Origin of the sequence: Catellatospora sp. KI3 (assembly GCF_029948125.1) — a bacterium.
Classification (GTDB): Bacteria; Actinomycetota; Actinomycetes; order Mycobacteriales; family Micromonosporaceae; genus Catellatospora.
Map to the genome: position 1 here is coordinate 176,765 of NZ_JASAMB010000016.1, position 25,782 is coordinate 202,546.

Sequence of the window (25,782 nt, forward strand, 5' to 3'; positions counted from 1 at the left end):
CGAAGGCCGATCATCGACCGGACCGGAGCCGAATTTGCGGTCGACTCGTCCGAGACGGCTACTCGCGGTCGAGTTCGCGGAGGTTGGTCTTGGCGAGGTCGAAGATCTCGTCGGCGTTGCCGGACAGGACGGTGCGGGTCGCGTACAGGGTGAAGCCCTTGAGCTGCGCGAGCGTGATCTTCGGGGGCAGTGAGAGCTCCTGTCGGCTGACGCGCACGTCGACCACGGCGGGGCCGTCGTACGCGAAGGCGGCTCGCAGCGCGTCGCCCAGGTCACCCGCGCGGTCCACCCGGACCCCGAACAGCCCGACCGCCTGAGCCACCTGCGCGAAGTCCGGGTTGTCCAACCCGGTGGCGTACGTGACGATGCCCGCCGCCTTCATCTCCAGCTCCACGAACGACAGCGCCCCGTTGTCGAAGACCACGACCTTCACCGGCAGCCGCTGCTGGCGCAGCGTGATCAGCTCACCGAGCAGCATGGCCAGCCCGCCGTCGCCGGACAGCGCGACCACCTGCCGGCCCGGCTGCGCGGCCTGCGCCCCGATGGCCTGCGGCAGCGCGTTGGCCATCGACCCATGGTTGAACGAGCCGACCAGCCGTCGCCGCCCGTTCATCCGCAGGTAGCGGGCGGCCCAGATGCACGGGGTGCCGACGTCGGCGGTGAAGATCGCGTCGTCGGCGGCGAGCTTGCTCACCATCGCGGCGACGTACTGCGGGTGCAGTGGGGAGTCGGTCACCCGGCTCTCGGTGAGCTTGTCCAGCCGCTGCCGGGCCCGGTCGTAGTGGGCGAGCATCCGGTGCAGGTGGGCCGAGTCCGTCTTGGCGACCAGGTACGGCAGCAGCGCGTCGACCGTGTCGCGCACGGTGCCGACGAGCGGCACGTCGACCCGCACCCGGCGCCCGATCTGCTCGCCGCGTACGTCGACCTGCACCACCGGCACCCCGTCGGGGTAGAACTGCCGGTAGGGGAAGTCGGTGCCGAGCATGAGCAGCGCGTCGCAGTGCTCCATCGCCCGGTAGCCGGAACTGAACCCGATCAGGCCGGTCATGCCCACGTCGTACGGGTTGTCGTACTCGACGTGCTCCTTGCCGCGCATCGCGTGCACCACCGGCGCCTGCAACCTCTCGGCGGTGCTCAGCAGCTGGTCGTGCGCCCCGGCGCAGCCCGCCCCGGCCAGGATGGTGACCCGGTCGGCGGCGTTCAGTACGGCCGCGGCCGCGGCCAGCGACTGCTCGTCGGGCCGCATGACCGGCTCGGGGAGCTGGACGGTGACCGGCGCGGCGCCGTCGGGGGCGTCGGCGAGGAACACCTCGCCCGGTACGACGATGACCGAGACCCCGCGGCGCGCCAGCGCGGTGCGCATGGCGATCTCCATGGTGCGGGGGAGCTGGCTGGGGGTGGTCACCAGTTCGCAGTAGACGGAGCACTCGCGGAACAGCTCCTGCGGGTGCGTCTCCTGGAAGTAGCCGGACCCGATCTCGTCGCGCGGGATGTGCGCGGCGACGGCGAGCACCGGCACGCGGCTGCGGCTCGCGTCGAACAGGCCGTTGATCAGGTGCAGGTTGCCGGGGCCGCAGCTGCCGACGCAGACCGCGAGTCCGCCGGTCACCGCGGCCTCGCCGGCGGCGGCGAACGCGGCGGCCTCCTCGTGGCGCATCAGCTGCCAGCCGAGGTCGCCGTCGCGGCGCAGCGCGTCGGTCAGCCCGTTGAGCGAGTCGCCGGGAACTCCGTACATCTGGCGTACGCCCGAGGCTTTGAGCGTCGCGACCATCAGGTCCGCCACCGTGCGCGCCATCATCGGCCCCCTTTGCCCGGCTCGCCCCCGATTATCGCGAGCCGGACGCCCGCCACGCCCGGGAACGACCTGGATCGGCAGGCTGCGGTTTCGGGGAAACTGCAGGAATCAAGGACCGGATTCCAGCAGTTTCCCCGAAACTGCACGCACCCTCAGCGTCCGCGCGCCGCGCGGACGCGTCGGCGTCACTGGTAGGTGGGGTCGGTCCAGCGGCCGATGCTGCGGGAGCGGACCGGCTCGACCAGCCGGGGCGCGGCGCTGTGCGGGTTGGCCGGGCCCCAGTTGGTGGCGTCGCCCTCCATCACCACGCGCGCGTTGTCGGTGTACCAGTCGACCAGGTCGCTGTCGGAGCGGACGAGCCAGGTGCAGCCGACCTCGTCACCGGCGGTGAAGTCGCCGTGGCGCACCAGCGGCGGCCGCCAGAAGTACGTGCCCGGCCACATCTTGCCGAAGTTGTAGTCGAACGCGCCCTCCAGGCAGTACGCCTCCTCCGAGCAGGGGTGGTGCGCCAGCGGCACCTCGCGCCAACCGGGCTTGGCCTTGATCAGCCGGGTGTAGAAGCCGGTCTTCTCATCCCGGTGCAGCAGCTTGATGTAGAGGCCGGGCACCGGCGTGCCGCCGAGGTCGAAGCGCATGGGGCTGCCGTCCTTGACGTCGATCCACGGCATCTGCGCGCTGTCGAGGACCACCAGGACCTGGTCGGGGCGGACGAACTCCCGGTCGGCGTCGGCGAGGTCGAAGTGCCAGTCGCCGTACTCGCGGTACAGCAGGATCTCGGTGCCCTCGGTGACGGTGATCGCGGGGGTCCACACGCCCTTCGGGGCGGTCCAGTAGCCCTGCTCGCCCAGCACGGTGTCGCCGATGGTCACCTGGCCGGACAGGACGTACCACTCGGTGTCGGCGTGGTGGGTGCCGGCGGGGCGGGACCAGTCGCTGGTGAAGCGGACCTTCAGCGAGGCGGAGCCGTCCTCCTCGTCGTAGCTGAGGTTGCGCTGCTCGGCGCTGCCGCTGGCGTGCTGGAACTCCGCGACGTGCCAGATGAGGTCGCGTTCATCGATGATCTCCACATGCGGGCGCATGGCCGCCTCCTCCGGGCCGGAACAATTTCCAGTGCGGAATGTATCGCTTAACTTTTTCAAGTACAAGATGTAGCGTTAACCCTGTGAACCGACCTGGCCGCCCCACCGGGCCCACCGCCGACACCGCGACCGTGGTGCTCACCTCGGCGCTGGAGCTGCTCCTGTCCGAGGGCGCCGCGGCGCTCACCGCCCAGCGCCTGCACCAGGCCACCGGCGTGTCCCGCTCCACGATCTACCGCCACTGGCCCACCCCGGCCGCGGTGCTGGCGGCCCTGATCGAGGTCGCGCCGCTGCCGCCCGTCGAGCCCTCCGGCGACCTGGCCCGCGACCTGCACGCCGAGGTCGACCAGCTGTGCAACCGGCTGCGCGACCGGCCCGTCGGCGCCTTCCTGCAGGCGCTGGTCGTCGCGGCGGCGGCCGACCCCGCCGCCGCCGAGCTGCGCCACCGGTACGTGGGCGACCTGCTGGAGCCGTTCCACGCGGTGCTGCGCGCGGCGGGTGTGTCGGCGACCCAGCGCGAGGACGCCGTCGCGGTCATCGCCTCGCCGCTGCTGCTGGACGCGCTGCTGCTGGACCGGCCCACCGCCCGCACCCGGGCGCACCGCATCGTCGACGACGTCGTGCACACGCTGGCCCGCGCATGACCAACGCCGTCGGGCCGCGCGCCGTCTTCGGCGTCATCGTGCCCAGCACCAACACCGTCGTCGAGCACGACTACTGGACCGCCGGGGTGCCCGGCATCGCCTACCGCGCCGGATCGATGTACATCCCGAACCCGGTCATGGGCGACGACGCCGACTTCGAGGCGCTGCTCGGCCAGATCCGGGCCTCGATCGACACCGCCGTGCGCGACGTGCTCACCGCCGAGCCGGACCGGATGGTCATGGGCATGTCGGCCGAGACGTTCTGGGGCGGGGTGGAGGGCAACGCCGCGTTCGAGCGGCGGCTGCGCGAGCGCACCGGGCTGCCGGTCACCACCGGCGCGAGCTCGTGCCGGGCGGCGCTGCGGGAGCTGGGCTGCCGCCGGATCGCCGTCTTCTCGCCGTACCAGCCGATCGCCGACCGCGAGGTCGGCCGCTTCTTCACCGAGGCGGGCTTCGACGTCGCGGCCGTCACCGGACTGCGGTGCCCGACCGCGATGGACATCGCCCGGGTGCCCGACGACCGGCTGCGCGAGACCGTGGCCGCGCTGGACGGTCCGGACGTGGAGGCGATCGTGCAGGTCGGCACCAACCTGTCCTTTGTGGCGCTGGCCGACCGGCTGGAGCAGGAGCTGGGCAAACCGGTGATCGCGATCAACGCCGCGACGCTGTGGCACGCGCTGCGCGAGCACGGGCTGGCCGACCGGGTGGCGGGTGCGGGGCGGCTGCTGCGCGAGCACTGAACGCTGTTTCCTCTATCGAAACAGCGTTTCTTTTGCTTATCCTGATCGTCTCTGACGCCCGCCCCGGAAGGCGCACTCATGACGGTCAGCGCAGCAACGGACGAGACCACCGAGGTGACCGCCTTCGCGGGCAGGCCGCCGGTGACGGTGCGGCGCGGCCGCGCGGCGCCGTTCGGGTGGTGGCCCGCGGTGTGCGTGGCCCTGGTCGCGCTGGTCGACCGGGTCGAGTACAACCTGCTCGCCGGGTCGCTGCCGCAGATCCAGCGCGAGTTCGGGTTCAGCGACGGCGCCGCCGGGGCGATCGCCACCGCCGGTGCCGTCGCGGCCGTGCTCCTGCTGCTGCCCGCCGGGCGGCTGGCCGACACCGGCCGCCGCACCTGGACGATCGCCGCGGTGGTGGCGGTCTGGGCACTGCTGACCCTGGGCACCGGCCTGGTCGGTTCCTACGCGGCCCTGTTCGGGGTACGGGTGCTGCTGGGCTCCGCCGGACAGCTCTACAACCCGCCCGCCTCCAGCCTGCTCGGCGACCTCTACCCGGGCACGGGCCGCACCCGTGCGTTCGGCCTGGAGCGGGCCGCCTACTTCGCCGGGCTGCCCATCGGCGTCATCGCCGGCGGCGCCCTGGCCCAGGCGTACGGCTGGCGCACCGGCTTCTTCCTGGTCGCCGTGCCCGGCGCGATCATCGCGCTGCTGATGCTGACCGTCCGCGAACCGGTGCGCGGCATCGGCGACCGGCTGACCGCCTGGTACGGCGGCGCCGCCGCGACCTCGGCCGCCCCGGTCGCCGCCCCGTCGGCGCCGCTGCTGCGGCAGGTGCGCGAGCTGTGGCGGGTGCGTACCCTGCGCTCGGTCGTGACCGGACTGAGCATCCTGTTCTTCGGCCTCGGCGGCCTCTTCTTCTGGATGCCGTCCTACTACCAGCGCGAGTTCGGGCTCGACGAGGCGGCGGCGGCCGCGGTCGGCGGCGGGGCCGGGCTGGTCGGCATCCTCGTCGGCATGGGCCTGGGCAGCTGGCTGGGCGACCGCGGGCACGGGCGCCGGCCCGGCTGGCGGGTGCTGCTCGGCGGCTGGTCGCTGGTGCTGGGCTCCGTCGCGCTCGCCGGGGCGGTCGCGCTGACCGACCTCGGGCCGCAGGTCGCCTGCTTCGCACTGGCCAACGTGGGCTTCGCGGGCGCCATCGCGAACCTGACCGCCGCCAACGCCGACGTGGTCGCCGCGCACCGGCGCGGCCTGGGCTTCGCCGTGCTGCAGATGCTGGTCACCCTCGGCGGGGCGCTGGGGCCGTGGCTGATCGGCGAGGCCTCCGACGCGACCGGGTCGCTGCGCGCGGCGTACGCGGTGGTGCTGGCTCCGCTCGCGATCGGCTGCCTGATCGTGCTGCGCTCGTGGCGGGCCTACGACGCCGACGCGGCCGCCGCACTGGCGGCGGCCGACCAGGCGGACTGAGCGGTCAGCGGCCGATCATCCCGGCGGACAGGTCGATGTCCGCCCCGGTCAGGCCGGGCATCCGCAGCATCGCCACGACCGCCGCGCCGACCTCGGCCTCGGTGACCATCCGGCCCAGGGCCGAGCGGGACACGAACGCCTGCTCGGCCTGCTCGTAGGTGGTGCCGGTGCGCTGCGCCTCCAGCCGGAAGTTGCGGTGCATCCGGGGGCCGTCGACCGGGCCGGGCGACAGGCAGTTGACGCTGATCCCGTACGGCCCCACCTCGTGCGCCAGCGTGAACGTCAGGCCGAGCACCGCCATCTTCGAGGCGGTGTAGGGCGTGCGGCGGGCCAGCGGGCGCTTGCCGCTGACCGAGGCGAGGTTGACCACGTCGCCGGCCCGGCGCTCGATCATCGCGGGCAGGAACTCGCGGCACATCAGGTAGACGCCGCGGACGTTGACCGCGAACACCTCGTCCCAGTCGTCGGGCTGGACGTCGACCAGCTCGGCCACCGGTCCGGCGATGCCCGCGTTGTTGACCAGGATGGACACCTGCTCGTCGGCCAGCTCGCGGCCCAGGGCCCGCACCTGCTCGGGCAGGGCCGCGTCGCACGCCGCCACCCGCACCCCCGCCGGGGCTTCCCGCAGCTCGTCGGCCACGGCGTCCAGGGTCTGGCGGGTGCGGCCGACCAGGATCACCCGGGCCCCCGCCCCGACCAGGGCGTGCGCGGTGGCCCGCCCGAGTCCGTTGCCCGCGCCGGTCACCAGCGCCGTACGTCCGGTCAGCTCCGTCATCGGGCTACCTCCACTCGTGCGCTGACCAGGGCAGCGGGTCCCCGGCGTACTTGGCCGCGCGCACGTCGCCGGAGCGCGCGTGCCCCTCGAACAGCTCGACCCGGCTGGCCCGCCCGCACAGGCGGCCCAGCTCCACACTGGCCTGCGGATCGACCACCTCCTGGTAGGTGACGGTCTTGAGGTACCGGCCCACCCAGAGCCCGCCGGTGTAGCGGGCGCCCTGCCTGGTCGGCAGCGTGTGGTTGGTCCCGATCACCTTGTCGCCGTACGACACGCAGGTGCCCTCGCCCAGGAACAGCGCGCCGTAGTCGCGCATCCGCTCCAGCGCCTCGCGCGGCTGCCGGGTCAGCACCTGCACGTGCTCGAACGCGAACTCGTCGGCCAGCCGGTACGCCTCGTCCAGGTCGTCGACGACGATGACCTGGCCGTGGTCGCGCCACGCCGGTCCGGCGAAGTCGCGGGTCGGCATCGTCGGCAGGATCTGCTCGATGTGCGCCAGGACCTCCTCGCCCAGCGCGCGCGAGGTGGTGATCAGGACGGCGGGGGAGTCCGGGCCGTGCTCGGCCTGGCTGAGCAGGTCGACGGCGGCCACGAAGGGGTCGGCGTACTCGTCGGCGATGACCAGGATCTCGGTCGGCCCGGCGAGCAGGTCGATGCCGACCTCGCCGAACAGCTGTCGCTTGGCCTCGGCGACGTAGGCGTTGCCCGGTCCGGCGATCATCGCGACCGGGGCGATGGACTCGGTGCCCAGGGCCATCGCGGCCACCGCCTGTACGCCGCCGACCAGGTAGATCTCGTCGGCCCCGGCCAGGTGCATGGCCGCGACGGTCGCCGCGGGGATCTCGCCGCGGATCGGCGGGGTGCAGGCGGCGACGCGTTCGACCCCGGCGACCTTGGCGGTCACGATGGTCATGTGCGCGGAGGCGACGAGGGGGTAGCGGCCGCCGGGGATGTAGGCGCCCGCCGCCGCGACCGGGATGCTGCGCTGGCCGAGCAGGACGCCCGGGGCGGTCTCGACCTCGAAGTCCCGCAGCGACCGGCGCTGGTGCTCGGCGAAGGCGCGTACGTTGGCCTGCACCGTGCGGATGTCGTCGAGCACCTGTCCGGGCACGCCCGCCACGATGTCGGCGATCTCGTCGGGGTCGAGCCGGAACCGGGCCGGACTCCACGAGTCGAACCGGACGGACAGCTCGCGTACCGCTTCGTCGCCGCGCCGCCGTACATCGGCGATGATCTGCGCGACGGTCTCGCTGACGTCTGCGGGGGCACTCGCCGACAGTGGTGCGGCGCTCTTGAGATGCTCAGGCATGTGCTGCCTCCGGTCGCCGCTGGGGTGGGCTGGGCGCCGAGCGTATCAAACTGGAAACGCTGTTTCCATCCGGCGTGATCGGGTTGCCGGGTCGGCGAGATCTTGTGCGTCTTCTGCCGCTGGAGCGACGGAGAACGCACAAGATCCGGATCGGACGATCGAGTGGGGGCAGCCGGATCGGGGCGTGTTGCGGCCGGCTCTGGGCGATACGGGATGATTTAGACTGTCTGCTCGCGCGGCCGCCTCGGTTCCTCGTGCCGCTGACAGCTCTGTCCGCCGCAGCGGGTGATTCGCGTTCGCCGGCGGGTAGGCCGTCGGTACGGTGCTGTCGAGGAGGGAGCGGGGATGGCCGACCGCGAGGCCCCCGGCCCGGGGCCGGGACTCGGGGCGGTGCCGGCCGCCTCGGAGAGCGTTCGCACGGTCGTGGTGGCGCTGGTGGCCAACACCCTGATCGCGGTGGCCAAGTCGGGCGCGGCCGTGATGACCGGCTCGGCGTCGCTGGCGGCCGAGGCCGCCCACTCCTGGGCGGACACCGGCAACGAACTCTTCCTCGTCGCCGCCGGTCGCCGGGCGGCCCGCCCGCCGGACGCGGGGCACCCCCTCGGCCACGGCCGGGAGGCCTACGTCTGGTCCCTGTTCGCGGCGATCGGCCTGTTCGTCGCGGGCGGCGCGATCTCGGTCAGCCACGGCGTGCAGGAGCTGCTGCACCCCGAACCGGCCGAGCACTTCGCCATCGGCTACGCCGTGATCTCGTTCGTGCTGGAGGGCATCTCCTATCTGCGCTCGGTCAAGCAGGCGCGCGAGGCGGCCCGGCTGCTGAACCGGGACGTGCTCGAACACGTCATGGCCACCTCCGATCCGACGCTGCGCGCGGTGTTCGCCGAGGACGCGGCGGCGCTGATCGGCCTGGTGATCGCCACGCTGGGCCTGGCGGCGCACCAGCTGACCGGGTCGGCCGTACCGGATGCGATCGGCTCGATCCTGGTCGGTGTGCTGCTCACCGCGGTGGCGTTCGTGCTGATCAATTCGAACCGGCGCTTCCTCGTCGGTCAGCAGGCGGGCCCCGAGGTGGTCGGCTCGGTGGCGGAGCTGCTCGCGCGGCAGCCGGACGTGGACCGGGTGACGGCGCTGCGGGTGGAGGTCGTCGGCCCGCTGATGTTGTCGGTCATCGGCCGCGTGGACCTCGCCGGCGACGAGGTGGAGTCGCTGCTGGCCGTGCGGTTGCGCGCGGTGGAGGCGCGGCTGCGGGAGGCGTCGCCCGTGATCGTCGCCGTGGTGCTGGGGCCGTCCGCGCCGGACGAGCCGCCGCTGTCCGGCCCGACCCGGCCACAAGCCTCTTGAGCTGCTGAAACGCGCTCAGTCGACGCGGCCGGGCGGACCGGCCACGGGTGGGCTGTGCTCGATGGACGAGCGGTAAGTCGGAATCCGTCGTTAGAAGGGTGCAAAGTCCGACAGATACGGGTCCGAAGGCGAAGCGGAAATGATGACAGACGGTTGTGTGCGGAGGGGTGCGGACCGATGACCTCGCGCCCCACGCCCCGTTCGCGGCGCACCCCGCCGCCTGCCGACGGACAGCGTCCGAGCACCGAGCCGACCCGGGCGATCGGACGCGCGAGCGTCGGCGGTGCGGGCGTACCCCCGACCGGAGCCGACGGCGACGCCGCGGCGGCGGGCGCCTCCCCGGGCGGTCGCAAGCGCCCCCGGCGGTGGCGCAGCATGCTGGTCGCGGCGTTCGCGGTGCTGATCCTGCTGGCCGGGGCCGGTCTGATCGGCGGGGCCTACTTCTACGACTCGGTCCCCGAGCCCGCGGACTTCAGCTCCAACGAGAACACCTTCGTGTACTCGGCCGACGGCGTCCGGATCGCCAAGCTGGGCGGGGAGAACCGCGAGATCGTCGCCATGTCCACCCTGTCCGACCAGGTGAAGTCGGCGCTGATCGCGGGCGAGGACAAGAACTTCTTCACCCACAGCGGCATCGACCTGTGGGGCGTCGCCCGCGCGGCGTGGAACAACCTCACCGGCGGCGAGACCCAGGGCGCCTCCACCATCACCCAGCAGTACGCGCGCAACGCCGCCCGGGACCTGGAGGTCAGCTACGCCCGTAAGCTGCGCGAGGCGGTGATGGCGCGGCGGCTGGAGCAGGAGCACACCAAGGACGAGATCCTCGGCTACTACGTCAACACCGTGTGGTTCGGCCGGGCCTCGACCGGTGTCGGCGCGGCCGCCAAGGCGTACTTCGGCAAGTCGGCCGGCAAGCTGACGGTCGAGGAGGCCGCGGTGCTCGGGGCCGTGCTGAAGCAGCCGGAGCCCAACGACGCCGACGGCTCCAAGGGCTACGACCCGCACTTCAACCCCGACGCCGCCCGCAGCCGCTGGGGCTACGTGCTCGACAACATGGTCGAGATGGGCAAGCTCACCGCGCAGCAGCGGGCGGGCATGGCGTACCCGGAGAAGTCGCTGCGCAAGTACTCGGCCAGCGCCGGGGAGACGGGGATCCAGGGCACCGGCACCGGCTTCGTGATCCAGAAGTACGTCGAGCGGGAGCTGGCCGCCTGGGGCATCCAGGACTGGCGCGACAAGGGCTACCGGATCACCACGACGATCGACTCGCGTGCGCAGAAGGCGCTGGAGGCGCAGCTGTTCCGCACGTTCGAGTGGAAGGAGACCTGCACCGGCAAGGGCGAGCAGCGCCGGTGCGTCCACGACGTGGTCAAGGCGGTCGACCACGAGGTCGACGGCAAGGACACGAAGATCAAGGGGTATCCGAAGAACGTGATCGCGGCCGGGGTGGCGATCGACCCGAGCAACGGCCGGGTGCTGGCGTACTACGGCGGTGCCGACGGCACCGGCATCGACTACGCCGGAAAGATCAACGAGGGCACGATCTGGGAGGACGGCGGCCACCCGCCCGCGTCCTCGTTCAAGGTGTACGCGCTGGCCGCCGCGATCGACGCCGGCATCTCGCTCAGGTCCACCTGGGACCCGACCCCGATCACCGCCACGGGCCGGAAGAGGAACTGCGACAAGTACCAGGCCTGCCCGTACGAGGTGGAGAACGCGGGCCGGTCGCAGGGTGCGATCAAGTGCAAGCGCAAGTGCACCCTGGAGGAGGTCACGAAGATGTCGCTCAACGTGCCCTTCTTCAAGATCGCGAAGAAGATCGGCCCGGACAAGGTCGTCGCCATGGCGCACGCCGCGGGCGTCAACACGATGTGGGCCCTCATCGACGGCAAGGCCCGCCACCTCGACGACCCCGACACGGACATCAGCCGGGCCTCGTTCGACTACCAGGTCGGCTTCGGCCAGTACCCGATCACGGTGCTGGACCACGCCTCGGGCATGGCGACGTTCGCCGACCGGGGCATCTACCACAAGCCCCACTTCGTGGTCCGGGTGGAGAAGAAGGACGAGCAGACCGGCCGGTACCACCTGGTGCCCAACACCGGTGAGGTGGTCACGGGCGAGCGGCGGATCCGGACCGAGGTGGCCGACGAGGTCACCGGAGTGCTCAAGCAGATGCCCGGCTACTACTACCACCCGCTGACCGGCCGCCAGGCCGCCGCGAAGACCGGAACCTGGGAGAGCAAGGCCATCAAGGGCGGCAACTCCAACGTCTGGACGGTCGGCTACACCCCGCAGATCGCCGCGGCGATCTGGGTGGGCAACGTCAAGAACGCCTCCGACCCCATCTACATGCCCAAGTCCCGGGGCGGCGGCAACATCCTGAGCGTCGGCCTGCCCGCCGACATCTGGCAGGGGTTCATGAACACCGCCCACGCGGAGATGAAGCTCGCGCCGCAGCCGCTGGCCAACGGTACCGGCGGCAAGCTCGGCGAGACCAAGGGCGTCGGTGACGGCGTCGAACCCTCACCGAGCCCGTCGCCGCGCAAGCCGCCGCCGGACTGCGTGGTCGACCTGCTCTGCCCCGACGAGGAGCCCGAACCGGCGGCGTCGCCGCTCGGCGCGTCGCCGGGCGGCAGCCTACCGCCGAGCCCGGCCCCGTCCGAGCCGGACGAGGACCCCGGCGACTTCCACTGAGCGGCCGCTCCGACGCGGCCTGCGCGCTCTGTCGATCGCCGTCTTCGGTCACAGCCCCGGCATCCAGCCGGGAATCTGGCCGAAGACGGCGATCGACTTGGTTCTCGGCTGCTCAGAGGCCCAGGAACGCGGCGATGCCGCGGGCGTGGCCGCGGGCGGTGGCCGTGATGAAGTCGGCGCGCTTGAGCAGGTTGGCGTTGGCCACCGTGTCGATGAACAGGTTCTCGGTGAGCACGGCGGGCATCGCGCTCTCGCGCAGGACGTGCAGGTCGGCGGCCTTGAGCCCGCGATCGGTGATGGCGGAGATCGTCCGCATCTGGGCGATCACGTTGGAGTGCACCGTGCTCTGCAGGCGCTGGGTGGTGGCGCCGACGCCCGGGTAGCGGTAGCTCTCGAAGCCGGTGCCGCCACCGGCGTTGATGTGGATGCTCACGAAGATCGCGGCGCCCCAGGCGTTGGCGTCGTCGGTGCGGTAGGCGAGGCTGCGCGTGACGTCGGTGGTGCGCGACATGCGTACGTCGACGTTCCAGTTCGCCTTCAGGATGTCGCGGGTCTGCAGGGCGATGTTGAGGGTGAGCGTCTTCTCCTGCAGTCCGTTGGCCACGGCCCCGGCGTCGGTGCCGCCGTGTCCGGGGTCCAGGTAGACCTTGGGCGCGGCCGCGAGGGCGGGGCTGGCCGCGAAGGGCGCCGCGGCCAGGCCGACGGCCGCGGCCAGCAGCGTACGGCGGCGCGCGCCGGATGTGCCGATCATCTGTGCACCTCTCGGGGGGAAGAGGGGGATGGTGACGGCATGAACTTAACGCATGTTCATCTTTCTATGAAGATGTCTTGCGGAAAATGTTTCACCACTGGTGGAAATCTTCAGGGGCGGCACCGCCGGCGGCCGTTACGCGGTCGCGGCCGGCGCGGCGGCGCCAGTTCAGGCGCCGGGTCTGGCCGGGGCTGGGCGCCGCGGCCGGGCGCTGGCGGTGGCGGGGCGGGGGCAGCGCCGCCAGGCGGTGACGGGCAGGCGGCGGCCGGTGGCGGCGTCGCTCGGGGCGGCCGGCACCAGGTCCGCGACGTGGGCCGCCAGCACCCGGCGCAGGTGCGGCGGCGGGTCGGTCAGCCCGAGTTCGGCCTGGGCGTGTACGGCGTGGTCGCGGCAGCAGGCCAGCGCGACGGCCCCGGCCGGGTCGATGGTGTGCACCTCGGCCAGGTCGATGGTGATCCGGCGCGGCCGCAGGCGGTGCAGCGCGAGCGTGACGGCGCGGACCAGGCCGTCGGCGGTGCTGGCGTCGAGGCTGCCGTCGGCGGTCAGGTACAGGCCGAGCGGGCTGGAGTAGAGCCGCAGGCGCAGCGGTTCGGTCAACGCGGGCCTCCGGCGGGGTTCAGCGGACGGCGGGGACGGCAGACGGTGCCGGTGTGCGGGCGGTGCAGCCAGGTGTGCCGGGGCACCACCGGGGGCGGCAGCAGGCTCGCCGCGCCGTGGCGGGCGAGGCTGTGCCGGGCGGGCGCGGAGCAGGCGCTGATGGTGAAGGCGATGGCGCGGCGGGCGGCCTCCCGGGCGCAGAGCCGCACGGCGGCGGCGCCGACGCCGTCGAGGCGGCTGACCGCGGCCAGGTCGAGCTCGATCGCGGTGATGCGGTGGCGGCGCAGCACCGCGATCACGACCTTGGGCAGCCGGTGGGCGTTGGCTTCTAGCAGCGCGCCGGCGAGGGCCAGCCGGAGCACCCCGGGTGTGCCGGTCAGGCGCAGGGCGATGTCGTCGGTCATCGGTCGAGGGCCGTGCCTTCTCGTCTCGGGCGGCCGGTCAAGGGAGCCGGGCCGCCGGTTCGTCGCTGTCACCGGGCAGCACCTGCAGGACCCGGTCGACCCGGGCGAGTTTGAGGTTGCGGCGGGCCCGCTGCGAGGGGGAGCGCAGGGTGACCGCGCCGCCGTCGCGCAGGGCCCGCCGGTGCGCGTCGAGCAGCAGCAGGATCCCGGCCGCGTCGATCACCTCGCACTCGGCGAGGTCGATGACCAGCTGCCGCGGGTGCAGGGCCAGCGCCTCCTGCAGTACGTCGTGGATGCGCGCGGCCGAGGCGGAGTCGAGGTCGCCGCGGACCTTCACCTCCACCATCGGCACCGCCGTCATGGGCTCGGTCATCAGCCGCCTCCTCGTCGTCGAGGTGTCCCAAACTTCCCCCGCCGTTTCGCGGCCGCCCCGCGAACTCGTGACAGTTGTGTGACAAAAACCCTGCGGATCCGGCCCGGGGTGGCAGCGGCACGCCGGTGCGGGCGATGATGCGCCGATGGTTGCCGTACTAGTGATCGAAGACGACGACCGCATCCGCCTGTCGCTGGCGATGGCGCTGGAGGACGAGGGCTACACCGTGCACACGGCCGCCACGGCCGAGGAGGGCCTGGTCCGGCAGCGGCGCGAGCCGGCCGACACGGTGCTGGTCGACCTGATGCTGCCCGGCATCGACGGGTTCGAGTGCATCCGCGAGCTGCGCCGCCATGACGAGGTGCCGATCGTCGTGGTCAGCGCCCGCGACGACACCCATGACATCGTCGCGGCGCTGGAGGCCGGGGCCGACGACTACGTGGTCAAGCCGGTGGCGACCAAGGAGCTGTCGGCGCGGCTGCGGGCGCTGCGGCGGCGGACCCGTCCGGCGTCGGTCGCCGAGCCGCGCCCGACCGTGCTGGGCGAGCTGGAGCTGCGGCCCTACGCCGGGGAGGTGCTGCTGCGCGGGGAGCTGCTCGCGCTGACGCGGACCGAGTTCCGGCTGCTGTGCGAGCTGGCCGAGCACGCCGGGCAGGTGCTGTCCCGGCAGCAGCTGCTGGCCCGCGTGTGGGAGTACGACTACGGCGACGAGCGGCTGGTGGACGTGCACGTCGGGCGGCTGCGCCAGAAGGTGGAGGACGATCCGGGCAATCCGGTGCGGCTGGTGACCGTACGCGGCATGGGCTACAAGCTGCAGCGCCCATGAGGCGCCCCGGGCTGCGGGCACGGGTGACGGCGGGGTTCGCCATCGGGGCGCTGTGCGTGTCCACGGCCGTGGCGCTGCTGTCGTACCAGATCACCGAGCGCTACCTGCTGGCCGAGCGGGAGAGCACCGCCAGGCGGGCGGTGCTGTTCGACGCGGACCTGGTGCACGCCGGCCTGTCCGCGGACCCGGCCGACCCCCTCGGCGCGATCCGGCCGCTGGACACCGGCAGCAACCGGCGGGCCTTCCTGCGCCGGGCCGGGGAGTGGTACTCGACCAAGGTCGACGCGGGCAACACCACGGCCGACATCCCGGTCGGCCTGATCGCCCTGGTGGCGCAGGACAAGGCGGGGGTGCAGCGGGTCCGGGTGGGCGGGGTGCCCGCCATGGTCATCGCGGTGCCGCTGGACGAGGGCACCGCCCTGTACGAGGTCGACTTCATGAACGAGCTGGACCGGTCGCTGCGGGTGCTGGCCCTGGTGCTGACCATGGTCGCGGTGGGCACCACCGGCGGCGGAGCACTGCTGGGGGCCTACGCGACCAGGCGGGTCCTGCGCCCGCTGGCCTCGGTCGCCGACGCCGCCCGCGAGATCGCCGCAGGCGACCACAGCACCCGCCTCGACCCGGCCGCCGAACCGGAGCTGGAGCGCCTGACGACCTCGTTCAACCGGATGGTCGACCAGCTGCAGGCCCGGATGGAGCGCGACCGCCGCTTCGCCGCCGACGTCAGCCACGAGCTGCGCTCGCCCCTGCAGACCCTGGCGGCGGCGGCCAGCGTCCTGTCCCGCCGCCGCGAGCAGCTGGACGAGCGCAGCGCGACCGCGGTGCACCTGCTCACCGAGGAGGTCGACCGGTTCCAGGACCTGGTCACCGACCTGCTGGAGCTGGCCCGCGGCGACCAGCCCGTCCAGCGCGCTCCGGTCGACGTCGGCGCCATGGCCGTGCAGCTGTGCCGCAGCCGGGGCTTGGCCGAGGACGTCGTGGCGGCCGACCCGTGCAGCGTCTGGCAGGTGGAGCGGCGACGGCTCGAACAGATCCTGGCGAACCTGCTCGACAACGCCCACGTCCACGGCGGCGGCGCGGTCGCCGTGGTGGTGCGGACGGCCGGATCGACCCACGAACTGCTCGTCGACGACTCCGGGCCGGGCGTCGGCCCCGCCGACCGCGAGGTGATCTTCGACCGGTTCGTGCGCGGCCGCGCCGCCGGGGCCCGGGGCGACAGCGAGGGGACCGGCCTGGGCCTGGCCCTGGCCGCCCAGCACGTCACCGCCCACGGCGGCACCATCACCGTGGCCGACCGGCCCGGCGGCGGCGCCCGCTTCCGCGTCACCATCCCGCTGGAGGCGCCGTGAGAAGGCCGCTCGCCCTGGTCACCGCGGTATGCCTGCTGGCGGCCGGGTGCGGCGTCCCCGAGGAGGACACCGCCCGGGAGATCGACCGCAGCCGCCATCCGCGCGTCGTGGACACCGCCCCTACGGCGCAGCCGTCCGGACCGGCCAGCGAGCGGCTGTTCCTGGTCCGCGACGGGCAGCTGGCCTCGGTGCAGCGGCGGCTGCCGTCCGAACCCGACGCCCAGGCGCTGCTGGCCGACCTGCTGCGCGGCCCCACCGACGCCGAGCAGCAGCAGGGCCTCGGCAGTGCGCTGATCGGCAGCGACGCGGCCGCCACGGTGACCGTCGTCGACGGCACCGCCACGGTCGAGCTGCCGGTCGCGATCGAGGGCACCGGCCGCAACGACGACGTGCTCGCGTTCGGACAGATCGTGTGCACGCTGACCGGCCGCCGCGACATCCTCCAGGTCGTGTTCACCCGGCAGGGGCAGCGGATCGGCGTGCCCCGGCCCGACGCGCCGCTGACGCAGCAGCCGCTGCGCGCCGACGACTACGCCAGCCTGCTGCCTGGCGAGTGACGGCGGCACGACCCGCCGCCGCGGCAACAGGTGGACAGTCGCAGCCGTGCCGTGAGGCGATGGACAGCCGACGCTATCCTTGCGGCGCGTGGCTGATCATCGCGATCCAGGGAGGCTGATGGCGTTGGCTACCGATGACCCGCGGCCGGGCCTGGCCCCGCTGTCCACCCGCGACCCGCGCACGGCCGGGCCGTACCGGCTGCTCGGTCGGCTGGGGCAGGGCGGCCAGGGGATCGTCTACCTGGGCGTGGACGGCGACGAGCGGCAGGTCGCGGTCAAGATGCTCAGCATCGACCTGGAGCACGACCCGAAGGCCAAGGCCCGGTTCGGCAAGGAGATCGCGGCCGCCCGGCGGGTCGCCGCGTTCTGCACCGCCCAGGTGCTGCACGCCGACCTCGACGCCGAGCAGCCGTACGTGGCCAGCGAGTTCATCGACGGCCCGACGCTGCACCGGCAGGTGCGCGACCGCGGCCCGGTCACCGGCAACGCCCTCTACCGGCTCGCGGTCGGCACCGCCACCGCCCTGGCCGCCATCCACCAGGCCGGGATCGTGCACTGCGACATGAAGCCCGACAACGTGATCCTGGGCCTGGACGGCCCGCGCGTCATCGACTTCGGCATCGCGCGGGCGCTGGGCACGCACACCCTGACCGGCAACGTGATGGGCACGGTGCCGTACATGGCGCCGGAGCGGTTCCAGAACATCGACGTCGGCCCCAGCTGCGACGTGTTCGGCTGGGCGGCGACGATGGCGTTCGCCGCCTCGGGCCGGGGACCGTTCGGCCACGACTCGCTGGCCACCGTGATGGCGCGGGTGCTGCACGAGCCGCCGGACCTGGCCAACCTGTCCGGCACCCTGCTCGACGTGGTGCGGCAGGGCCTGGACAAGGACCAGCACGCCCGCCCGACCGCCGAGCAGCTGCTGCTGCGCCTGCTCGGCCACGCCGACCGGTCCGCGCCGGAGATCTCGCTCGGCACCGCCCTGCGCGCCGGCAGCGACGCGGCGGCCACCACCGTGCTGCCCGCCCCGGCCGCGGCCGCCGGCATCGCGACCGAGACCGCGCCGTCGGTGCCGGTGCCCGCACCGACCCGGGCGGCGGCGACCGAGGTGGCCGCGGTCGAGGCGGTCTCGCCCCGGACCGGCTGGCCGCGCAGGCTGGGCCGCCAGGCGGGCGACCCGGTCGGCATCTCGGCCGCGATCGTGCTGGGCGCGGGCGGCTTCGCGGCGGGCAACCTCGCCTCCGCCGACACCGGCACGGCCGCGAAGGTCGGCGCGCTCGCGTTCGGCGCCGTCTACGCCGTCCGGCTGGTCGTCGCCGCCGCGCTGGACCGCGGCACCGAGCAGGACCCTTCCGAGCGCTGACCGCGCACCCCGCAGCACAGGAGGAACGCATGGCCCCGGGTCCGACGACCGCCCGCAGGTGGCTGCCCGTCGCCGTCGCCGTCGTGGTCGGGCTCGCCGTCATCGCGGGCTCGTACCTGTACGTACGCCTCGACGGCGACCGCTCCGACTGCACGGCGCTGGACGTGGTCTCCTCCACCGAGAAGAACGTGCTGGTGGCGCAGCTGGCCGAGCGCTACAACGGCAGCGGCCGCCGGTTCGGCGGGCAGTGCGCGAACGTCAGCGTGGCCGGGCTGACCTCGGGCAAGGCGATGGAGGCGCTGGCCGGCGACTGGGCCGCGGTGGCGGGCGCGAAGATCGCCAAGCCGCAGGTGTGGCTGCCGACGTCGAGCCTGTGGACCGGGCAGCTGCGGCTGCGCGACCGGGCGGCCAAGCGGGCGGAGCAGACGCCGGGCACGTACCCGTCGATCGCCAACAGCCCCCTGGTCATCGCGGTGCCCGCGACCAAGGCCCGGGTGCTGCAGCAGCAGGGCGGCCTGGGCTGGGGCGACATCCTCGGCATGTCGGGCGACCGGGGCTGGGGCACCTTCGGCAAGCCGGAGTGGAAGCGGTTCACGTTCGGCAAGGACAACCCGCGGCTGTCCACCTCGGGGCTCGCGGCGACGATCGCGGCGTACTACGCCGCCACCGGCACGTCCAGCGACCTGACCAAGGAGGACGTCGGACGCCCGGAGGTCACCCAGTACGTGCGGCGGATCGAGGCGAACGTGTCGCACTACAGCGACGACGTGGTCGACCTGCTCAAGTCGCTGGCCGCCGCCGACCTGTCCCGCGTCGACGGCGCCGGCTCGGACCTCAGCGCCATCGTGACGCAGGAGGAGCTGGTCTACCTCTACAACCAGGGGCAGCTGAGCCCGAACCCGGGCGACAAGCCGCACGAGCCGCTGGTCGCGCTGTATCCGAAGGAGGGCACGTTCAACCTCGACCACCCGTACGTGGTGCTGCCGGGCGCGAGCCAGGCCCAGCAGGCCGCCGCCGCGGACTTCCTGGCCTTCCTGCAGGACGAGCCGCAGCAGCGGGCCTTCGCCGAGCTGGGCTTCCGCGACCACGAGCGGGTGGCCGCACCCGACCTGATCGACGTGGTCGGCGGGCACGAGGCGACCCGGAAGGAGCCCTTCCTGCCGCCGTCGCCCGACGTGGTGCAGGAGATCCTGAACAGCTGGGCCACCCTGCGCAAGAAGGCCAACATCCTGATGACCCTCGACGTCTCCGGGTCGATGGTGTCGCACAAGGTCGGCTCGCGGACCCGGCTGGCGGCGGCGACCGACGCCGCGGCCAAGGGGCTGCAGCTGCTGAACTCCGAGGACCAGGTCGGGCTGTGGTCCTTCTCCTCCGAGAAGCAGGGCTCCCACGACCTGCCGTACCGGCAGCAGATCGGCCTGTCCCGGTTGGACAGCCGCGCCTTCGCCGACCGGCTCGACGGGCTCCAGGCGGGCGGGGCGACCGCGCTGTACGCGACCGTGCGCGCCGCCCACCGGTACATGCTGGACCACTACGACCGCAACCGGATCAACGCGGTGGTGGTGCTCACCGACGGCGAGAACGAGTACGACAAGGACGACGACCTGGCGCGGCTGCTCAGGGACGTCGCACTCGACCCCGACCGGCCGGTGAAGATCTTCTGCATCGCCTTCGACGAGGGCTCGGATCTGGACACGCTGAACGCCATCGCCAAGGCCACCTCGGGCAAGACCTTCGACGCGCGGGACCCGCGCCTGCTCGACGAGGCGTTCGTGAAGCTGCTCAGCAGCTTCTGACCGGCGCGGCCCCCACCGGCTGGCGCGGGTGCTCTAGGCTGCCGCGAGTGTTCGGCATCATCCGACCCTGCGCGCACAGCCTGACCGAGCGGCTGCACGCGCAATGGCTGGGTCACCTGTGCGGCCTGTGCCTGGCGTTGCGCGACGAGCACGGGCAGGCGGCCCGGATCGTCACCAACTACGACGGCCTGATCATCTCGGCGCTCACCCAGGCGCAACTGGGTACGGCGCAGCAGCGCACCGCCGGGCCGTGCCCGCTGCGCGGCATGCGCACCGCGACCGTGGCCGACGGTGTGGGCGCCCGCCTGGCCGCCACGGTGTCGCTGGTGCTCGCCTCGGCCAAGCTGTCCGACCACGCCGCCGACGGCGACGGCCTCTACGCCCGGCGCCCGGTCGCCGCGGGCGCGCGGGTGGTCGCCCGGCGGTGGGCCGCCCGCGCCCACCGGTCGGGGCTGGACCTGGGTATGGACACCTCGGTCCTGCTGGCCGCCGTGGCCGGGCAGCGGGCGGTCGAACTGGCGGTCACCAGCGGCGCGTCCCTGCTGACCGTCACGGAGCCGACCGAGCTGGCGACCGCGGCCGCGTTCGCGCACACGGCGGTGCTGGCCGGCCGGCCGGGCAACGCCGAGCCGCTGGCCGAGGCCGGCCGGTTCTTCGGCCGCATCGCGCACCTGCTCGACGCGGTCGAGGACCTGGCCGCCGACCGGGCCGCCGGGGCGTGGAACCCGCTGGCCGCCACGGGCGCGTCGTACGCGCAGGCCGGGGTGCTGGCCCGGGACGCCGCCGCGGGCATCCGGCTGGCCCTGGACGAGGTGGCGTTCACCGACGCCAAGCTCGTCCACCGCCTGCTGGTGCACGAGGTGGAGCACGCCATCGAACGCACCTTCGCCCACGCCGACCCCGACTACTACCCGCCGGTCGTCCAGCCTGGCCGCAAGCCGAAGGCGCCGCGCCCGCCGGGCAGCGGTTCGTGCTTCTGGCCCCACGTCGAAGCGCCGCCGCGCTCGCGCGGGCCGCTGCTCGGGTGCGCCGTCGGCACCTGGATGTGCTGCACCTGCCAGGTGTGCTGCCGCGACCCGTACCCGGGTCCGTGGAGCGGCCTGCCGCGCGAGGGCTGGTGCACCAACTGTGACTGCGGCAACTGCGACTGCAGCGGCTGCTGCGACTGCGTGAAGTGCTGCAAGCATTGCGACTGTGACTGCTGCGGTTGTGACTGCTGAACCCGGCCGGTGCCGGACGTGAGCCCCGGACGGGTGCGCTGGGCGGCGGGCGCGGCCGTCGCCGCGGCGACGGCGGGCACCGGCGCGGTGGTGTACGCGCTCGGCGCGCTGCCCGAGCCGTGGCTGCGCGGCTACGTCAGCGAGGGCGGCGTCGCGTCCAGCCCCCGGCACCTGGTCTACCGGGCCGGCATCGTGCTGGTCGCCGCCGCGCTGGTGCTGCTGGGCACGGCGCTGCGGCGGCTGGTCCCGTTCGTGTTCGCGCTGCTGGTCATGGCCGGCGGCTTCGGCGCGGTGTCGGCGGCGGTGTCCTGCACGCCGGGGTGCCCGCTGCCGCCGTACGAGGCGTCGACGGCGAAGGACCTGGTGCACGCCGGGGCGAGCGTCGGCGCCGTGGGCCTGGCGATGGTGGCGATGGGCGCGGTGGCGCTGATCGCGCTCCAGCCGGCGCTGCGGCGTACCGCGCGGGTGTTCTTCGCCGTGTCCCTGCCCCTGATGCTGGCGCTGGTGTTCGGGCTGCTGGCGATCGGGCGTGGCCTGTTCACCAGCGTGCTGGAACGGGTGGCGCTGGTGCCGCCGGTGCTGTGGATCGCGGTCACCGGCCTGCTGGCGCTGCGGGTGATTGACATCGACCGTCGTGAGCGTGATCCTGGGTGACCGGGTGCGGCGGCGCGCTCCTGCACAGGCTGTCTGTCGAGATGGAGCCGTCATGCCGTACACCCGCCGCCAGGTCCTTCGCCTGGGCACCGCGACCCTGGTCGTCGCCGCGGCGCCCGCGCTGCCGCTGCCCGCCCTGGCCGCCGCCGTCGTCACCGCCGACCTGGTGGTCTACGGCGCCACCTCGGCCGGGATCGCCGCCGCGGTGACCGCCCGGCGGCTGGGCCGCACCGCGCTGATCATCGAGCCGGGCACCCACGTCGGCGGCCTGTCCACCGGCGGGCTGGGCATGACCGACAGCGGGGTCAAGGCCGCCATCGGCGGCCTGGCCGGGGAGTTCTACCGGCGGGTGTACGGCAGGTACAACGGCACCCCCGTCACCCCGACCTCGCCGGGCCGCTTCACGTTCGAGCCGCACGTCGCGGCCGCCGTCTTCGACGAGATGCTGGCCGAGGCGGGCGTGCCCGTCTACCTGAGCACCCGGCTGGCCGGCGCGGTCAGATCCGGCAATCGGATAACCGAGCTGACCTGTGACAACGGCCAGGTGTTCCGGGCGCCGATGTACGTCGACGCGACCTACGAAGGCGACCTGATGGCGGCGGCCGGCGTCGGCTGGACCTCGGGGCGGGAGGCCAACAGCGTCTACGGCGAGACCATCAACGGGGTACAGCTGCGCGGCGGCCACCAGTTCAACCGGGTCGTCGACCCTTATGCCACACCGGGCAGTCCCGCCAGCGGGCTGCTGCCCGGCATCTCGAACACCCCCGTCGCGCCCGCGGGCAGCGGCGACGCCCGCATCCAGGCGTACAACTTCCGGATGTGCCTGACCCAGGCCGCCACCCGGATCCCGTTCGCCAAGCCGAGCGGCTACGACCCCATCCGGTACGAGCCCCTGGCGCGCTACGTGCAGGCCGGCTACACCGGCCCGTTCTTCACCACGCACGCCGTCGGCGGCGGCAAGACCGACTCCAACAACGACGGCGCCTTCTCCACCGACTTCATCGGCGCGAACTACGCATACCCCACGGCGTCGTACGCCGCCCGCGCCGCCATCGTCGAGGAGCACCGCGTCTACCAGCAGGGGTTGATGTGGTTCCTGGCCAACGACCCCCGCCTGCCCGCCTCCGTCCGCACCGCCACCGCCGCCTGGGGCCTGGCCCCCGACGAGTTCACCGGCAACGGCGGCTGGCCCACCCAGCTCTACATCCGCGAGGCCCGCCGCATGCTCTCGGCGTACGTGATGACCGAGGCGGACTGCCGAGGCGGCCGGGTGCCCGCCGACTCGGTCGGGCTGGCCAGCTACACCATGGACTCGCACAACTGCCAGCGCGTGGTCGTGTCCGGTGCGCTGAAGAACGAGGGCGACGTGCAGATCGGCGTGCCGCAGCCCTACCCGATCAGCTACCGGTCCATCACGCCGTACGAGTCCCAGTGCGCGAACCTGCTGGTGCCGGTGTGCCTGTCGGCCAGCCACATCGCGTACGGCTCGATCCGGATGGAGCCCGTGTTCATGATCCTGGCCCAGTCCGCGGCGACCGCCGCGCACGTGGCGATCACCGCCGGGTCGTCCGTGCAGCAGGTGCCGATCGCGGCCCTGCAGGCCCGGCTGCGCGCCGACGGGCAGCTGCTGACCTGGCCGCCGACCACCCCCGGCGAGATCATCGTCGACAGTTCGACCTCGGCCGGGGTGACCCGGGCCGGCACCTGGCTCAGCTCGACGTCGGTGAGCGGCTACTGGGGGACCGACTACGAGCACGACGACAACGCCGGCAAGGGCGTCAACCGGCTGCGGTTCACCCCGACGATCCCGGTCACCGGGACGTACCAGGTGTTCCTGCGGTGGACCGCGCACGCGAACCGGGCGAGCAATGTGCCGGTCGACGTGTGCGCGGGCGGCACGGTCAGCACCAGGACCGTCGACCAGCGCGCCGGGGGAGGGCAGTGGAACTCGCTGGGCACCTTCACCCTGCCCGCCGGGACGTCCCCGACCGGCGCCAGCGTCCTGATCCGCACCGAGGCCACGAACGGCTACGTCGTCGCCGACGCGGCCCGCTTCGTCCCGCTCTGAGCACGGCGTGGTCGCTGCAGTTTCGGGGAGAGCGCGCGAATCGTGGCGCGCCTTCGTGCAGTCTCCCCGAAACTGCTCACCAGGGGGCGGGGACGGGATCCGTGCTACGTTCGGGTAATGCGCCGGACCGGTTTCATCGACGCGGTCGACGGACTTGGCCGCCACGATCACGTGTGCTGGGCCTTCGACGGCCCGGACGAGTTCCGGCGCGCGGCGGGGCGCTTCCTCACCGACGGTCTGGCCGCCGGCCAGCGCGTGATCTACCTCGCCGAGGGAGCGGGCCAGACCGACCTCGACCATGTCGAAGGATTCGCGCAGGCCCGCGCCGAAGGCGCCGCCTACGTACAGGACCTCGGCATCTACGACCACAGCCTGCTGGCCGACCCCATCCTGCAGGTGGGTGCCTACGCCCGCGCGACCGAGCAGGCGCTCGCCGACGGGTACGACGGCCTGCGGGTCGCCGCCGACGCCACCTCGCTCGTGCGCACCCCGGACCAGCTCGCCGCCTTCGCCCGGTACGAACACCTCGTCGACGTGTACATGACCGGCAACCCCTTCGCCGCGATGTGCGGCTACAACCGCCGCGAACTGACCTCGGCCGCCATCGCCGAGGTCGCCTGCATGCACCCGCTGGCCCGGACGTCCTCGGCCCCGCTGCGCCTGTTCGCCTCCATGCGGCCCGGCACCCGCGCGGCCCTGGCCGGCGAGATCGACATCGCCGGGCACGCGCTGCTGCAGACCGCACTCGAGCGCGCGGCCGTCGCCCCGGTCGACGGTACGGTCGCCATCGACGCGCGCGAGCTGTCCTTCATCGACCACCGAGGGCTGTTCCACCTGGTCGACCACGCCCGCAGCCGGGGCGCCACCGCGGTGCTGCACACCGCCGGGCGCGGCCCGGCCCGGGTGCTGGCGGACCTGCTGCGCCTGCCGGATCTCCAGGTGACGGAGTCATGAGATCCGGGCCCGCCGCCGGGCACGACGGCATCCTGCACGAAGCCGCGTTCTACGACTCCGACGAGCAGTTCCTCGCCGTGGTGCTGCCGTTCCTGCGCGACGGCGTCGCGGCGGGTGAGCCGACCGTCTCGCTGTTCGGCGAACGCAACCAGGACCTGGTACGCAAGGCGATGGGAACCGACAGCGGCGTCGTCTTCATCGACGGCGGCCCGCACTACCTGCGCCCCGCCGTCGCGATCAAGCGGCATCGGCAGATGCTGTCCGACTACGTGGCGGCGGGAGCGGTGCAGATCCGCATCGCCGGCGACGTGCCGCACCCCGGCGTCGGGGTGCCGTGGGAGTGGTGGGCGCGCTACGAGGCCGCCGCCAACGAGGTCTACGACGACTTCCCCATGTACGGGCTGTGCCCGTACGACACCAGGACCGCGCCGCCGCAGGTGCTCGAGCAGGCCCGGCGCACGCACACCCACCTGGTGAGCGCTGACGGCCGCCGCGAGGCCAGCAGCACGTACCAGGAGCCGCGCGACTTCCTCGCCAACGCGGTGACTCCGTGGACGCAGCCGCTGGAGGCGCAGCCGCCGCTGGTGGAACTGCGCGACCCGGAGGTCGGCCAGGCCCGGCGCGCGGTCATCGCGTTGCAGGCCACGGCCCTGCTCGCCGACGACGATCTGAACGGGCTGGTGGTGAGCACCAGCGAGGCCGTCACCAACGGGCTGCTGTACGGCCGGGGGCCGGTGCTGGTCCGGGCGTGGGCGGTGCCGGGCCGCATCGTCGTGACGGTCACCGACCGGGGACCCGGTCCGGCGGATCCCGCCGCCGGGCTGCTGCCCGGTCCCGGTCCCGGCGGTCTCGGGCTGTGGCTGGCGCATCAGCTCTGTGCGTACGTGTCCCTGCGCCGCGGCCCTGATGGATTCACACTCGCGCTGGTCGCGGGCGAATCGGTCGCCTGAAGCAACGCCGCCGGACGCGAGGTTTCCTCGCGGCTTGGACACCGGTGGATGATGTGACCGGGGACAAGCCACCCCGATTTGCATGGCGCCTACG

23 protein-coding genes are annotated in these 25,782 nt (G+C 73.2%); 15 read left to right on the forward strand and 8 right to left on the reverse strand.

What is annotated here, in order from left to right; genetic code table 11:
- Positions 1 to 58 precede the first annotated feature (58 nt).
- The gene (gene poxB / locus QEZ54_RS24320; RefSeq protein WP_281307035.1) at positions 59 to 1,795 is read right to left on the reverse strand and encodes a ubiquinone-dependent pyruvate dehydrogenase; all 1,737 of its coding nucleotides are present in this window, start codon (positions 1,793 to 1,795) and stop codon (positions 59 to 61) included.
- Between the two features lie 185 nt (positions 1,796 to 1,980).
- Positions 1,981 to 2,874: a DUF4437 domain-containing protein gene (locus QEZ54_RS24325; protein ID WP_281307036.1), complete on the reverse strand. Its 894-nt coding sequence runs from the start codon at positions 2,872 to 2,874 to the stop codon at positions 1,981 to 1,983.
- Positions 2,875 to 2,957: 83 nt separating this feature from the next.
- Between QEZ54_RS24325 and QEZ54_RS24330 the strand changes: the two genes are divergently transcribed.
- The 3 genes from QEZ54_RS24330 to QEZ54_RS24340 all read left to right on the forward strand — a co-directional run bounded on the left by QEZ54_RS24330 (position 2,958) and on the right by QEZ54_RS24340 (position 5,704).
- A complete protein-coding gene (locus QEZ54_RS24330; RefSeq protein ID WP_281307037.1) occupies positions 2,958 to 3,518 on the forward strand; it encodes a TetR/AcrR family transcriptional regulator in 561 nt (186 codons plus the stop codon).
- Positions 3,515 to 4,258 (forward strand): arylmalonate decarboxylase, encoded by a 744-nt coding sequence (locus QEZ54_RS24335; protein ID WP_281307038.1) that lies wholly within the window; start codon positions 3,515 to 3,517, stop codon positions 4,256 to 4,258. The genes QEZ54_RS24330 and QEZ54_RS24335 overlap by 4 nt, the downstream gene beginning before the upstream one ends.
- A gap of 78 nt (positions 4,259 to 4,336) precedes the next feature.
- A complete protein-coding gene (locus tag QEZ54_RS24340; RefSeq protein ID WP_281307039.1) occupies positions 4,337 to 5,704 on the forward strand; it encodes an MFS transporter in 1,368 nt (455 codons plus the stop codon).
- A gap of 4 nt (positions 5,705 to 5,708) precedes the next feature.
- On the opposite strand, the gene QEZ54_RS24345 is transcribed toward QEZ54_RS24340, so the two are convergent.
- Together QEZ54_RS24345 and hisD are read right to left on the reverse strand one after the other, a co-directional pair.
- Positions 5,709 to 6,479: an SDR family oxidoreductase gene (locus tag QEZ54_RS24345; protein WP_281307040.1), complete on the reverse strand. Its 771-nt coding sequence runs from the start codon at positions 6,477 to 6,479 to the stop codon at positions 5,709 to 5,711.
- Positions 6,480 to 6,483: 4 nt separating this feature from the next.
- Complete coding sequence (hisD, locus tag QEZ54_RS24350; protein ID WP_281307041.1) at positions 6,484 to 7,788, reverse strand: histidinol dehydrogenase; 1,305 nt, start codon at positions 7,786 to 7,788, stop codon at positions 6,484 to 6,486.
- 345 nt (positions 7,789 to 8,133) lie between these two features.
- Here hisD and QEZ54_RS24355 point away from each other — a divergent pair, with 345 nt between their 5' ends.
- Both QEZ54_RS24355 and QEZ54_RS24360 read left to right on the forward strand, forming a co-directional pair.
- On the forward strand, positions 8,134 to 9,129 hold the full coding sequence (locus QEZ54_RS24355) for a cation diffusion facilitator family transporter (RefSeq protein ID WP_281307042.1): 996 nt from the start codon (positions 8,134 to 8,136) through the stop codon (positions 9,127 to 9,129).
- Between the two features lie 177 nt (positions 9,130 to 9,306).
- Entirely contained in the window at positions 9,307 to 11,826 is a 2,520-nt protein-coding gene (locus QEZ54_RS24360; protein ID WP_281307043.1) for a transglycosylase domain-containing protein, read from the forward strand.
- 112 nt (positions 11,827 to 11,938) lie between these two features.
- On the opposite strand, the gene QEZ54_RS24365 is transcribed toward QEZ54_RS24360, so the two are convergent.
- The 4 genes from QEZ54_RS24365 to QEZ54_RS24380 all read right to left on the reverse strand — a co-directional run bounded on the left by QEZ54_RS24365 (position 11,939) and on the right by QEZ54_RS24380 (position 13,951).
- Positions 11,939 to 12,577, reverse strand: coding sequence for an N-acetylmuramoyl-L-alanine amidase (locus QEZ54_RS24365; RefSeq protein WP_281307044.1), 639 nt, complete (start codon positions 12,575 to 12,577; stop codon positions 11,939 to 11,941).
- A gap of 168 nt (positions 12,578 to 12,745) precedes the next feature.
- A complete protein-coding gene (locus QEZ54_RS24370; protein WP_281307045.1) occupies positions 12,746 to 13,174 on the reverse strand; it encodes an STAS domain-containing protein in 429 nt (142 codons plus the stop codon).
- Positions 13,171 to 13,578 carry an STAS domain-containing protein gene (locus QEZ54_RS24375; RefSeq protein WP_281307046.1) on the reverse strand — a complete coding sequence of 136 codons (408 nt, stop codon included), beginning with the start codon at positions 13,576 to 13,578 and terminating at the stop codon, positions 13,171 to 13,173. The genes QEZ54_RS24370 and QEZ54_RS24375 overlap by 4 nt, the downstream gene beginning before the upstream one ends.
- Positions 13,579 to 13,615: 37 nt before the next feature.
- Complete coding sequence (locus QEZ54_RS24380) at positions 13,616 to 13,951, reverse strand: STAS domain-containing protein (RefSeq protein WP_281307047.1); 336 nt, start codon at positions 13,949 to 13,951, stop codon at positions 13,616 to 13,618.
- 145 nt (positions 13,952 to 14,096) lie between these two features.
- Between QEZ54_RS24380 and QEZ54_RS24385 the strand changes: the two genes are divergently transcribed.
- The 10 genes from QEZ54_RS24385 to QEZ54_RS24430 all read left to right on the forward strand — a co-directional run bounded on the left by QEZ54_RS24385 (position 14,097) and on the right by QEZ54_RS24430 (position 25,688).
- On the forward strand, positions 14,097 to 14,777 hold the full coding sequence (locus QEZ54_RS24385) for a response regulator transcription factor (protein WP_281307048.1): 681 nt from the start codon (positions 14,097 to 14,099) through the stop codon (positions 14,775 to 14,777).
- Positions 14,774 to 16,126 carry a HAMP domain-containing sensor histidine kinase gene (locus QEZ54_RS24390; protein WP_281307049.1) on the forward strand — a complete coding sequence of 451 codons (1,353 nt, stop codon included), beginning with the start codon at positions 14,774 to 14,776 and terminating at the stop codon, positions 16,124 to 16,126. Before QEZ54_RS24385 ends, QEZ54_RS24390 begins: the two co-directional genes overlap by 4 nt.
- Complete coding sequence (locus QEZ54_RS24395; RefSeq protein ID WP_281307050.1) at positions 16,123 to 16,683, forward strand: GerMN domain-containing protein; 561 nt, start codon at positions 16,123 to 16,125, stop codon at positions 16,681 to 16,683. Before QEZ54_RS24390 ends, QEZ54_RS24395 begins: the two co-directional genes overlap by 4 nt.
- Before the next feature lie 118 nt (positions 16,684 to 16,801).
- Positions 16,802 to 18,046, forward strand: a complete 1,245-nt coding sequence (locus QEZ54_RS24400; protein ID WP_281307051.1) for a serine/threonine-protein kinase — start codon at positions 16,802 to 16,804, stop codon at positions 18,044 to 18,046.
- A 29-nt stretch (positions 18,047 to 18,075) separates the two neighbouring features.
- Entirely contained in the window at positions 18,076 to 19,842 is a 1,767-nt protein-coding gene (locus tag QEZ54_RS24405) for an extracellular solute-binding protein (protein ID WP_281307052.1), read from the forward strand.
- A 47-nt stretch (positions 19,843 to 19,889) separates the two neighbouring features.
- The gene (locus QEZ54_RS24410) at positions 19,890 to 21,062 is read left to right on the forward strand and encodes a DUF5685 family protein (protein WP_281307053.1); all 1,173 of its coding nucleotides are present in this window, start codon (positions 19,890 to 19,892) and stop codon (positions 21,060 to 21,062) included.
- An 18-nt stretch (positions 21,063 to 21,080) separates the two neighbouring features.
- Complete coding sequence (locus QEZ54_RS24415; protein ID WP_281307054.1) at positions 21,081 to 21,716, forward strand: DUF998 domain-containing protein; 636 nt, start codon at positions 21,081 to 21,083, stop codon at positions 21,714 to 21,716.
- A gap of 52 nt (positions 21,717 to 21,768) precedes the next feature.
- Complete coding sequence (locus QEZ54_RS24420) at positions 21,769 to 23,784, forward strand: FAD-dependent oxidoreductase (RefSeq protein ID WP_281307055.1); 2,016 nt, start codon at positions 21,769 to 21,771, stop codon at positions 23,782 to 23,784.
- A gap of 117 nt (positions 23,785 to 23,901) precedes the next feature.
- On the forward strand, positions 23,902 to 24,738 hold the full coding sequence (locus QEZ54_RS24425) for an MEDS domain-containing protein (protein WP_281307056.1): 837 nt from the start codon (positions 23,902 to 23,904) through the stop codon (positions 24,736 to 24,738).
- Positions 24,735 to 25,688, forward strand: a complete 954-nt coding sequence (locus QEZ54_RS24430; RefSeq protein WP_281307057.1) for a sensor histidine kinase — start codon at positions 24,735 to 24,737, stop codon at positions 25,686 to 25,688. Before QEZ54_RS24425 ends, QEZ54_RS24430 begins: the two co-directional genes overlap by 4 nt.
- Positions 25,689 to 25,782 lie beyond the last annotated feature (94 nt).